Source organism: Mycobacterium tuberculosis H37Rv (assembly GCF_000195955.2).
GTDB classification, from domain to species: domain Bacteria; phylum Actinomycetota; class Actinomycetes; order Mycobacteriales; family Mycobacteriaceae; genus Mycobacterium; species Mycobacterium tuberculosis.
Map to the genome: position 1 here is coordinate 4,401,695 of NC_000962.3, position 9,838 is coordinate 4,411,532.

Here is a 9,838-nt window from a genome sequence, read left to right on the forward strand (position 1 = left end):
CTCAAGATCTGCCCTCGCACTCGAAAGGCTCGCATGACCGCCCCGCCTGTCCATGACCGCGCACACCACCCCGTTCGCGACGTGATCGTTATCGGCTCCGGTCCCGCGGGGTACACTGCGGCGCTCTACGCCGCCCGTGCCCAGCTGGCGCCGCTGGTCTTCGAGGGCACGTCTTTCGGCGGCGCGCTGATGACCACCACCGACGTGGAGAACTACCCGGGATTTCGCAACGGCATCACCGGTCCAGAGTTGATGGATGAGATGCGGGAACAGGCGCTGCGATTCGGCGCGGACCTGCGTATGGAAGACGTCGAGTCGGTATCACTTCACGGGCCGCTGAAATCGGTCGTCACCGCCGACGGACAGACCCACCGGGCCCGAGCCGTGATCCTGGCAATGGGCGCAGCGGCACGCTATCTGCAGGTGCCCGGCGAACAGGAATTGCTCGGGCGCGGGGTGAGCTCGTGCGCCACCTGCGACGGATTCTTCTTCCGCGATCAGGACATCGCCGTCATCGGCGGCGGTGACTCGGCAATGGAGGAAGCTACCTTCCTGACCCGATTCGCTCGCAGTGTGACGCTGGTGCATCGCCGCGACGAGTTCCGGGCTTCCAAAATCATGCTCGATCGCGCCCGCAACAACGACAAGATACGGTTCCTCACCAACCACACCGTGGTCGCGGTGGACGGGGACACCACAGTGACCGGCTTGCGGGTACGCGACACCAACACCGGTGCCGAAACCACCCTGCCGGTAACCGGTGTTTTCGTCGCGATCGGCCACGAGCCGCGGTCGGGCTTGGTGCGCGAGGCCATCGACGTCGACCCGGACGGCTACGTGTTGGTGCAGGGGCGTACCACCAGCACCTCACTGCCGGGCGTGTTCGCTGCCGGCGACCTGGTGGATCGCACCTATCGCCAGGCGGTTACCGCAGCGGGCAGTGGCTGCGCCGCGGCTATCGACGCCGAGCGCTGGCTCGCCGAGCACGCAGCAACCGGAGAAGCTGACAGTACCGACGCATTGATAGGAGCACAACGATGACCGATTCCGAGAAGTCCGCCACCATCAAAGTTACCGACGCATCCTTTGCCACCGACGTGCTATCCAGCAACAAGCCTGTGCTGGTTGACTTTTGGGCGACATGGTGTGGACCTTGCAAGATGGTAGCGCCCGTTCTCGAGGAAATCGCCACCGAGCGCGCAACAGACCTCACCGTCGCCAAGCTCGACGTGGACACCAACCCGGAGACCGCCCGCAACTTCCAGGTCGTCTCGATCCCTACCCTGATCTTGTTCAAGGACGGCCAGCCGGTGAAACGAATCGTTGGCGCCAAGGGTAAGGCTGCGTTGCTGCGCGAGCTCTCAGACGTGGTTCCCAACCTCAACTAGCCCCCGCGGTTAGCCTGGGGTTTTCCCGAAATCGGCAAGGATCTGCGACAATACCGGTTGGCTGGTCCGCATTGTCAACGATGTGAGCTAATCCCGGAGGGCCCTTGGTATGCCGAGTCCGCGCCGCGAAGACGGCGATGCGCTGCGCTGTGGCGACCGCAGTGCGGCCGTCACCGAGATCCGGGCTGCGCTGACCGCGTTAGGGATGCTGGATCATCAGGAAGAAGACCTGACGACGGGCCGTAACGTCGCCCTTGAGTTGTTCGACGCGCAGCTCGACCAGGCGGTCCGTGCCTTCCAACAGCATCGCGGCCTGCTGGTGGACGGCATCGTCGGTGAGGCCACCTACCGCGCGTTGAAAGAAGCCTCCTACCGGCTCGGGGCCCGCACGCTGTACCACCAATTCGGCGCCCCGCTCTACGGGGACGACGTCGCTACACTGCAGGCCCGGCTGCAGGATCTTGGTTTCTACACCGGGCTGGTCGACGGTCATTTCGGGTTGCAGACCCACAATGCGTTGATGTCCTATCAGCGTGAGTACGGACTTGCCGCAGACGGTATCTGCGGCCCAGAAACGTTGCGCTCCTTGTACTTTCTAAGTTCGCGAGTCAGCGGTGGCTCGCCACATGCGATTCGCGAAGAAGAGCTGGTCCGCAGCTCGGGGCCGAAGCTGTCTGGCAAACGGATCATCATTGATCCCGGTCGCGGCGGCGTGGACCACGGACTTATCGCGCAAGGTCCGGCTGGGCCCATCAGCGAAGCAGACTTGTTGTGGGACTTGGCAAGTCGGCTCGAAGGACGGATGGCAGCTATCGGTATGGAGACCCACCTGTCCCGTCCGACCAACCGTAGTCCGTCCGACGCAGAGCGTGCCGCCACCGCCAACGCCGTTGGCGCAGACCTGATGATCAGCCTGCGCTGCGAGACCCAGACCAGTCTCGCGGCCAACGGCGTGGCTTCCTTTCACTTCGGCAACTCGCACGGCTCGGTGTCTACCATCGGCCGCAATCTTGCCGATTTCATTCAACGAGAAGTGGTGGCGCGCACCGGTTTACGGGATTGCCGTGTGCATGGTCGAACGTGGGATCTGTTGCGGCTGACCAGGATGCCGACCGTTCAGGTCGATATCGGCTACATCACCAACCCCCACGATCGTGGGATGCTGGTCTCAACGCAGACGCGCGATGCCATCGCCGAAGGCATTCTCGCCGCGGTCAAACGGCTGTATCTGTTAGGCAAGAACGATCGGCCCACCGGCACATTCACTTTCGCCGAGTTGCTGGCCCACGAACTGTCTGTCGAGCGAGCGGGTAGACTCGGCGGTTCTTAAGCCCAGTGGCCGCGTGGGGTTTACGACGTGTTGCCGGCCGTCGACCCCGCTGCTATCGGCTCTTGCAGTCGAGCATTCTCCAGCAAGCGTTCAAGAGCGGCCTCGACTTCGGCTTTCCACCCCAGCCCTTTGTCCAGTTCGAGGCGTAGCCTCGGAAAGTACGGGTGCGGTGCCACCACGACGAAACCCACGTCCATCAAGAAGTTCGCGTCGATGATGCAGTGTTCGACACAGCAGTCGCCGAGGGCCTCCAACACCGGCCGCACATCAGGTGTTACCGCGCCCGGGTTTTGCAAATCGGTGGCCGCTGGTGTCCGGCCGAAAGCTTCCAGCGCCCGGACGCCGCGCCGAACCAACTCTTCAATCACCCGGGCAATCAGACTGTGCGGTAAGTCGTCATCTGCTTGCCCGCGCTCGATGCCCATCGACGTAAGCAGCACCGCGTCCGCCGACACCGGCGCGGTAGGAAACCGCTGGGCTCGCGGCACCGCACTGGGCGGAGCGTAGAGCACATACCCGAGGCAGGGTGGTTCGGCGTGGCTGCGCTCATCCGGGACTGCCGTTGCGACCTGACCGCACGAACCCCACTCCAGCATCACCATCGACAACCAGGCTTCCTTTTCGAATTCGGGGTCGGCGAGGTGGTCGTCTTTGCCGAGAATCGCGGGGTCGACCTCCCAGAAAACGCAGCGTCGCGCATGCTTGGGGAGCTGCTCGAAGGCTTCGAGTCGTAACGCTGTGATACGAGCGGACACTAGTCTCCTGGCCTCCGTGCGGCATTGCAACCGATGGCCCTACACCTCCGCGGGCCAATGTGCACCAGCAACCCTTCTAGAATAAGAGAGTCGATCGCTATCGGGCCAGTATTCGCGATGCCACTCCAGCCGACTTGCACCGCATCGTGTCCGGCCGGTGACAATTGTCCGGTCCATTGCCCCGTCCAATCTCGAATCCGCTTGCCGCACACCGCGTCTCCGTTGATTCCCGCTCCCCGCAGCGGGTTGGCTTAGGCGCCGGAACCGGCGCGTTGTCACAGTGACGTAATTACAGAGCGTCCCTGTGCAGGCCTTTATCTCGGCCATCAGTGGTCATCAAACCGACTATGCGCGCTAAATCATCGACCGAGCCGAACTCCACCACAATCTTACCCTTGCGTTTGCCCAGACTGACGGTCACCCGCGTGTCAAAGGTGGTCGATAGACGCTCAGCAACATCTTGGAGGCCAGGCATCTGAATCGGCTTACGCCGCGGCGGCGCGGGTGTAGTCGCGTCGCTGTGATGGGCTTGGCGATTGGCCTCGTGATTGGCCAGCGTGACCGTCTCCTCGGTGGCTCGCACCGACAGGCCCTCCGCGACGATCCGGCTCGCCAGCTCCTCTTGCGCCTCCGGTCCGGCCTCGAGCGACAGCAGGGCGCGAGCATGCCCGGCCGACAGCACGCCGGCGGCCACTCGCCGCTGTACCGGGATGGGGAGTTTGAGCAATCGGATCATGTTGGTGATCAAGGGCCGCGAGCGGCCGATGCGCGCCGCCAGTTCATCGTGGGTGACCCCGAATTCGTCGAGCAATTGCTGGTATGCCGCCGCTTCTTCTAACGGATTCAGCTGTACTCGATGAATATTTTCCAGGAGGGCGTCGCGCAGCAGATTATCGTCGCCGGTCTCACGCACGATGGCCGGGATGGTGGCCAAGCCCGCCTCTTGGGCAGCCCGCCAGCGCCGCTCCCCCATCACTATCTGGTAGCGCACGCCGGTTTGGGATCCAGCCAATGACCGCACCACGATCGGCTGCAGGAGACCGAATTCGCGGATGGAGTGCACCAACTCGGCCAGTGCCTCTTCGTCGAACACCTGACGCGGCTGACGGGGATTAGCCTCGATGGCGCTCGGTGGGATTTCCCGATAGATGGCGCCCATCACGGAAGTGTCCGGGACCGGTCCGCCGATTACGACATCTGCCGTGGCAGATCCCATCCGGGGACCCAAGGTCGGTGGCCCCGATTCTCCGTCTGCCGGGCCAGTCGGGATCAGCGCAGCCAGGCCACGGCCGAGGCCACCCTTTCTGCGTGACGGCTGGGTCATGGTCGTCCCTTCGCGGATGGTGGTCGGTCACGCTCGGCAAGTTCGCGGCTCGCGTCGAGGTAACTCATCGCGCCGCGCGAACCGGGATCGTAATCGATGATGGTCATGCTGTAGCCCGGCGCTTCGGAAACCTTGACGCTGCGTGGAATCACCGTCCGCAACACTTTGCTTCCGAAATACTGACGGACCTCGTCGGCTACTTGATCGGCGAGCTTTGTCCGGCCGTCATACATGGTAAGGATCACGGTGGTGACCTCGAGTTGGGGGTTGAGGTGGGCCTTCACCATCTCGATGTTGCGCATAAGCTGCGACACACCCTCCAACGCGTAGTACTCGCATTGGATCGGGATCATCACCTCCGGTGCCGCGACGAGTGCGTTGATGGTCAGCAGCCCCAGCGAGGGCGGGCAATCGACGAAAACGTAGTCGAAGTCGAAGTTGTCGAGTGCGGCCAGGGCGGTGCGCAACCGGTTCTCGCGCGCCACCATGCTCACCAATTCGATTTCGGCGCCGGCCAGATCGATCGTCGCCGGGATGCAGAACAGCCGCTCGCTGTGCGGGCTGCGCCGTAGCGCCGTGTGCAACGAAACCTCGCCGATAAGCATCTCGTAGGACGAGGGTGTGCCGGATTGCCGGTCGGTGATACCCAATGCGGTGCTCGCGTTGCCCTGGGGATCGAGATCGATCACGAGTGTCTTGAGGCCCTGCACAGCAAGCGCGGCAGCGATATTGACGGCGGTGGTCGTCTTACCGACCCCGCCCTTCTGATTCGCGATGGTGAGCACCCGGCGTCGACCCGGCCGCTGCAGCGGCTCGTGGGTGGTGTGCAGGACCCGCATCGCACGTTCTGCTGCAGCGCCGATGGGGGTGTCGAATTCTGTCGATGTTTCACGTGAAACATTCATCGTCGGATTGTGCGCGGCCTCAGGCGTCGGTGTCGGTGGTGTCATTTCCCGCTGGAATGGTTCGATAGTTGAAGCCTGGCCCGACCTTACGAGCGCGGACGGTCCAGCGGCCACCGGGCCCCACGGAGCACTCACGCCGTCCCTCCACTCGCCATCCGTGCCGACCCTCGGGCGATCTGCTTTCCACGTCGTGCGAACACCACGGTCGCGGGCGGACGCAAATAGTTCGCGCCACATGTCACCACCCTGACATCAACCGCGCCCGATGCGATCATCACACGCCGGTGCTCCCGTACTTCGTCGTGAGCCCGCTCGCCTTTGATGGCGAGCATTCGCCCGTTCGGCCGTATCAACGGCATGCTCCATTTCGTCAACTTGTCCAACGCGGCCACCGCCCGTGACACCGCAGCGTCGCTGCCGCCCAATTGGTCCTGCACCCAGGACTCCTCGGCGCGCCCCCGCACGATCTCAACGGCCACGCCCAGATCTGTCACCATCTCTCGAAGAAACTCGGTGCGGCGCAGTAGCGGTTCTAGGAGAACTACCTGGAGGTCCGGCCGCGCTATCGCCAATGGCACGCCCGGCAACCCGGCTCCGCTACCGATATCCACGACCCGGTCACCGCGTTCGAGGAGCTCACCGATCACGGCGCAGTTCAGTAGATGCCGGTCCCATAGCCTACCGACTTCGCGGGGTCCCACCAGCCCCCGCTCCACACCGGGTCCCGCCAACGCTTCGGCGTACCGCCGAGCAAGGCCAAGCCGCGGTCCGAAGATCGCAGACGCCGCGGGCTCGATCGGAGACATTACGCACTCCGCCGGCTCGTGAGGTCTGTGTCATGTTTCACGTGAAACATTCTCCGCTCTCGAGACGCTGGCCCAGCCGCTCGGCCACGCATCGCTTACTGCGGCGTCGGTCGGAGCCGCTGGCTCGCGAGCTAGTCGCGGAGCACAACGACTCGGCGTTCTGGCTCCACGCCTTCGCTTTCGCTGTGCACACCTGGCACCGCTGCAACCGCATCGTGGACGATCTTCCGTTCGAACGGCGTCATTGGAACGAGTTCCTCGCGGTCACCGGTTTCGGCCACTCGCCGCGCCACCTCGTCGGCCAGCGCCGCCAATTCCTCCCGGCGCCGCCGTCGCCACCTCGCGATGTCTAGCATCAACCGGCTCCGCACACCGGTCTTCTGATGCACCGCCAACCGGGTGAGTTCCTGCAGAGCGTCGAGCACCTCGCCCCCGCGCCCGACCAACTTGTTCAGGTCGTCACTGCCGTCGATGCTCACCACCGCACGATTGCCTTCGACATCGAGGTCGATGTCGCCATCGAAGTCCAACACGTCCAATAACTCTTCCAGGTAGTCGCCTGCAATCTCGCCCTCGGCGACCAATCTCTCTTCTTGATCGTCGGCCTCGTCAGCATCCGTCGCCGTGTCCTCCCGGACGCCTCCACCCGGTGCTTCTGCGTCGACGTCGAAGTCGGTGGTGTCAGCGTCGGCCATGGCTTGCTCTCCCCTCGTCTGCAGGCGGGTTGTGTTTGTGGGACCGCCTGCCCGGCTGCCCGGAAGGATTGTCAACGTTTGCGTTTTTTCGGTCGCACCCCGGGCCGCGGCGTACGGGCGCTCGGGCCGCTGTTGCGTCTGGCCGGATTGGACGTGTCGGCTGGTCGCTCAGTGCTGGCGTCCGACTCTGCCCCGTCATCGGTGTCCCCGGCTTCTGTTGGGGCTGCCGCATTGGTCGCTGGAGCGGTCTTCGGGCTCCGCTTGGGCTTAGCTCCCGGGGCCGGCGCGTTGGCCGCCCGGCGCCGGACCGCCTCCTGCTTTTTGGCCTCCTCCTCCTTTTCGATCATGCCGAAGACGTAATGCTGCTGCCCGAACGTCCAGATATTGTTCGAGAACCAATACAAGATGATCGCCAGTGGCAGGAACGGTCCGCCGACGACTACGCCGAGCGGAAATACGTACAGCGCCAGCTTGTTCATCATCGCGGTCTGTGGATTCGCAGCCGCCTCGGCGCTCTGCCGCGCGATAGACGCGCGACTGTTGAAGTACGTCGCGATGCCGGCCAAGATCATCACCGGCACACCCACCGCGATCAACGCAGGGCGACTGAAATCGACGAACGCATCCAACCCGGACCGTTGCGTCATGTACGCCCCGATCGGAGCGCCGAACAAGTTGGCATCTAGGAAGTGGCCGACGTCGACCGGGCTAAAGACGTAGTTCCCAGTCAGTCGGTTCTCGATCACCGACAAGTGTGGTTGACCAAAGCCCCCGGTCGTACGGTTAAACGAGCGCAACACATGATAGAGCCCAAGAAACACCGGAATCTGCGCCAGCATCGGCAAACATCCGAGAATGGGGTTGAAGCCGTGCTCGCGTTGCAGCTTTTGCATTTCGAGCGCCATCCGCTGACGATCCTTGCCGTATTTCTTTTGCAAGGCCTTGATCTGTGGTTGCAGTTCCTGCATCTGCCTGGTGGTGCGAATCTGGCGCACGAACGGCTTGTACAGCAGCGCACGCAGCGTGAAGACCAGGAACATCACCGACAACGCCCAGGCGAAGAAGTTGGATGGTCCTAGCACAAACGCGAACAGCCGGTACCAAACCCACATGATCCACGACACCGGGTAGTAGATGAAGTCGAGACTGAAGAAATCAAACAAAAGACTCACGCTCCCCTCGCTTTGACGCAGGGTTCCAGTCGTCGTTCGCGCCGTCGACGTCTGTCTGGCAGCTCCGGCCTGTCGTTAAGCCTTCCGGTATCGGATCCCATCCTCCCCGATGCCATGGTCCGCACTTTGCGAGCCTGATCATGGTCAACCAGCTTCCCCGCAACAGGCCATACTCGGTGAGCGCATCGACGGCGTACTGACTACAGGTAGGGACAAAGCGGCACGACGCCGGTCGTAGCGGCGAAAGCATGTGCCGATAGACCTGGATAACGAAAATCAACCCCCGCGCTGATGCTCTACCGGTAACCCGGACCACGCGCCCACAGCTTTGCCTAGACAGACTCACCGATCACTACCTGCCAGTTCGACAGCCCTCCGCAAGCCGCATCGCAGTTGCTGCTCCAACCGAGCCGAGGAGACATGCCGGCTGCTCGGCAGCGCGCGGATCACCACATGATCGGACGGGTGGAGTTCTTTGACGATCGACCCAGCCACGTGCCGCAGCCGACGTGCCACGCGGTGGCGTTCCACGGCCGACCCCACCGACTTGGCGATAATCAGTCCGACGCGCGGCCCACCGCCACTCCCACGCCACCAATAAACGACCATGTCAGACCGCACGGTACGCATCCCGTGCTTCACCGTTGTTTCAAAATCCGCTGACCGCCTCATGCGGTTGCGTGCACGAAGCACCGCAAATAAGCCCGGTGTTGCAATCAAGCACTGAGCGTGCGCCGACCCTTGCGTCGCCGGCTGGACACAATTGACCTCCCGGCGCGGGTACGCATCCGTAAGCGGAAACCGTGAACACGAGCTCGCCGCCGGTTGTTCGGCTGGAAGGTCCTTTTGCCCTTGGTCACGGGCGTCTCCTCGCTATGTCTGGCAACATCACCATCCGGCCACTCACTGCCTTCCAACTCGATTGGCCCGCGGGACAGTCGGAGGTGGTTTTCGCTGCTGGCCGGCGCGGTCCCTGGACTAATCCAGGTCGCAGCCGCATCGCCGACTTTCGGGCGACTGTTCGAGGGTACTTACGCGCCTTCGCCTGGTCAAACCTCGCCCACCCGGCAACCGCTTCAGGGCATCCTGCCCGCTAAGCTGCTCACCATCCGTACACCCGAGACCGCCACACTCACAAAGAACCCACCACAACGCAAAACAACGGTTGGCAGCCGTACGGAAAACTGTTAGCTTCGGGCGGTGTAGTTATCACGCCGTTTCAGCGTGGAAACGGCACTCGACAATCAAGCGAGGATGGCGGATCGACTAGCGGCCCGGACAACTTGAACCGGGTGTTTTCAACACGAGGATCGCGAGCCGTTGCCGGTAGGTTGCGGCTGGTTATCGACGGTACTGTCCACATTTGTGGATAGCCATGTGGACAGTTCACCTGCCCACAACAACGGTTGTAGCTCGACCCGGAACCAAGACCCGGAACTAACGAGAACCAGGGAGATACGTCG

General features: G+C 63.0%; 12 protein-coding genes. 3 read left to right on the top strand and 9 right to left on the bottom strand.

Translation table 11 applies throughout. The annotated features are described in order from the left end of the window. The first annotated feature begins 33 nt into the window (after positions 1-33). From trxB2 to Rv3915, 3 genes are all read left to right on the top strand, one after another. Entirely contained in the window at positions 34-1,041 is a 1,008-nt protein-coding gene (trxB2, locus tag Rv3913; protein ID NP_218430.1) for a thioredoxin reductase, read from the top strand. After that, on the top strand, positions 1,038-1,388 hold the full coding sequence (gene trxC, locus Rv3914; protein NP_218431.1) for a thioredoxin TrxC: 351 nt from the start codon (positions 1,038-1,040) through the stop codon (positions 1,386-1,388). The genes trxB2 and trxC overlap by 4 nt, the downstream gene beginning before the upstream one ends. Positions 1,389-1,497: 109 nt before the next feature. Beyond that, on the top strand, positions 1,498-2,718 hold the full coding sequence (locus Rv3915; RefSeq protein YP_178027.1) for a peptidoglycan hydrolase: 1,221 nt from the start codon (positions 1,498-1,500) through the stop codon (positions 2,716-2,718). Positions 2,719-2,738: 20 nt separating this feature from the next. Here Rv3915 and Rv3916c read toward each other — a convergent pair whose 3' ends face one another. From Rv3916c to rpmH, 9 genes are all read right to left on the bottom strand, one after another. Next, positions 2,739-3,473 (bottom strand): hypothetical protein, encoded by a 735-nt coding sequence (locus tag Rv3916c; protein NP_218433.1) that lies wholly within the window; start codon positions 3,471-3,473, stop codon positions 2,739-2,741. A gap of 289 nt (positions 3,474-3,762) precedes the next feature. After that, on the bottom strand, positions 3,763-4,797 hold the full coding sequence (parB, locus tag Rv3917c) for a chromosome partitioning protein ParB (RefSeq protein NP_218435.2): 1,035 nt from the start codon (positions 4,795-4,797) through the stop codon (positions 3,763-3,765). Further along, positions 4,794-5,837, bottom strand: a complete 1,044-nt coding sequence (parA, locus tag Rv3918c) for a chromosome partitioning protein ParA (RefSeq protein NP_218434.2) — start codon at positions 5,835-5,837, stop codon at positions 4,794-4,796. Before parA ends, parB begins: the two co-directional genes overlap by 4 nt. Continuing rightward, positions 5,834-6,508: a 16S rRNA (guanine(527)-N(7))-methyltransferase RsmG gene (gid, locus tag Rv3919c; protein ID NP_218436.2), complete on the bottom strand. Its 675-nt coding sequence runs from the start codon at positions 6,506-6,508 to the stop codon at positions 5,834-5,836. The genes parA and gid overlap by 4 nt, the downstream gene beginning before the upstream one ends. Positions 6,509-6,639: 131 nt before the next feature. Then, on the bottom strand, positions 6,640-7,203 hold the full coding sequence (locus tag Rv3920c) for a hypothetical protein (RefSeq protein ID NP_218437.1): 564 nt from the start codon (positions 7,201-7,203) through the stop codon (positions 6,640-6,642). 71 nt (positions 7,204-7,274) lie between these two features. Further along, a complete protein-coding gene (locus Rv3921c; RefSeq protein ID NP_218438.1) occupies positions 7,275-8,375 on the bottom strand; it encodes a membrane protein insertase YidC in 1,101 nt (366 codons plus the stop codon). Further along, positions 8,359-8,721, bottom strand: a complete 363-nt coding sequence (locus Rv3922c; RefSeq protein ID NP_218439.1) for a membrane protein insertion efficiency factor — start codon at positions 8,719-8,721, stop codon at positions 8,359-8,361. Before Rv3922c ends, Rv3921c begins: the two co-directional genes overlap by 17 nt. Next, complete coding sequence (rnpA, locus tag Rv3923c; protein NP_218440.3) at positions 8,718-9,095, bottom strand: ribonuclease P protein component; 378 nt, start codon at positions 9,093-9,095, stop codon at positions 8,718-8,720. The genes Rv3922c and rnpA overlap by 4 nt, the downstream gene beginning before the upstream one ends. Continuing rightward, positions 9,092-9,235 (bottom strand): 50S ribosomal protein L34, encoded by a 144-nt coding sequence (rpmH, locus tag Rv3924c; protein NP_218441.1) that lies wholly within the window; start codon positions 9,233-9,235, stop codon positions 9,092-9,094. The genes rnpA and rpmH overlap by 4 nt, the downstream gene beginning before the upstream one ends. Positions 9,236-9,838: the final 603 nt, after the last annotated feature.

Excerpts from the sequence above, each read along its gene's own strand:
- trxB2 (NP_218430.1), top strand. The coding sequence starts at position 34 with ATGACCGCCCCGCCTGTCCATGACCGCGCACACCACCCCGTTCGCGAC.
- trxC (NP_218431.1), top strand. The coding sequence starts at position 1,038 with ATGACCGATTCCGAGAAGTCCGCCACCATCAAAGTTACCGACGCATCC.
- Rv3915 (YP_178027.1), top strand. The coding sequence starts at position 1,498 with ATGCCGAGTCCGCGCCGCGAAGACGGCGATGCGCTGCGCTGTGGCGAC.
- parB (NP_218435.2), bottom strand. The coding sequence starts at position 4,797 with ATGACCCAGCCGTCACGCAGAAAGGGTGGCCTCGGCCGTGGCCTGGCT.
- gid (NP_218436.2), bottom strand. The coding sequence starts at position 6,508 with ATGTCTCCGATCGAGCCCGCGGCGTCTGCGATCTTCGGACCGCGGCTT.
- Rv3920c (NP_218437.1), bottom strand. The coding sequence starts at position 7,203 with ATGGCCGACGCTGACACCACCGACTTCGACGTCGACGCAGAAGCACCG.